Consider the following 732-nt stretch of genomic DNA (forward strand, 5'->3'; position numbering starts at 1 on the left):
GGGCTTCGCAATACCCGCACCAAATGGGAAAAGAAAGACCCGGAAAATGGGCGGTATATGTGGGACTTCTCCGTTATCAAAGACCTTTTGATGAATCCCGTTTACACCGGGGCGATTGCTTCCCAGAAAAAAGACTACCGTTTCAAAATCGGCACGATTGGGGAAAAGAAGCCGGAGGAAGAAATCAGCCTGTTTGCCGGACTGATAAAATGCGGCGAGTGTGGGAAATCTCTGACGATACGCTACACAAACGCAAAACATCCCCAGCAAATTTATTCCTGCAAGACCTACAATGCCTTTGGAAAGAACCACTGCACCCAGCACCGGATTGATTATGACACCCTTTACAGCCATGTGCTGCGAAAAATCCGGGAATGTGCCAGAGCCGCCCTGATGGACGGGGAAGCGGTTGCCGACCGCCTGACCAATACCTGCGAAGCCGAGCAGCGGAAACAGCGGGAAGCAATGGAACGCTCCCTTACAAGGGACGAGGAACGGAGAGGAACGGATTGAGGTTCTGGACAAAATGGTAATGCGGCTTTATGAGGATATGATTGCAGGGCGTATCAGTGAGCAGAATTTCAACACCATGCTGGAAAAGACACAGACCGAGCAGACGGAGCTTAAAACAAAAGTGTCAGAGGGCAGGAAGCGGCTGTCCGATGAAGTCCAGCTTGCCAATGACGCAAAACAATGGGTGGAAGCCATTCAGGAATACGCCAACATCACAGA

Annotated in this window: 1 pseudogene; it reads left to right on the forward strand. The window is 50.8% G+C overall.

Annotation, left to right across the window (positions count from 1 at the left end):
• Positions 1-732, forward strand: a pseudogene (locus PG418_RS15850) (recombinase zinc ribbon domain-containing protein); the annotation flags it as partial.

This window comes from Bariatricus sp. TF06-38A (assembly GCF_027690675.1).
Classification (GTDB): Bacteria; Bacillota; Clostridia; order Lachnospirales; family Lachnospiraceae; genus Allocoprococcus; species Allocoprococcus comes.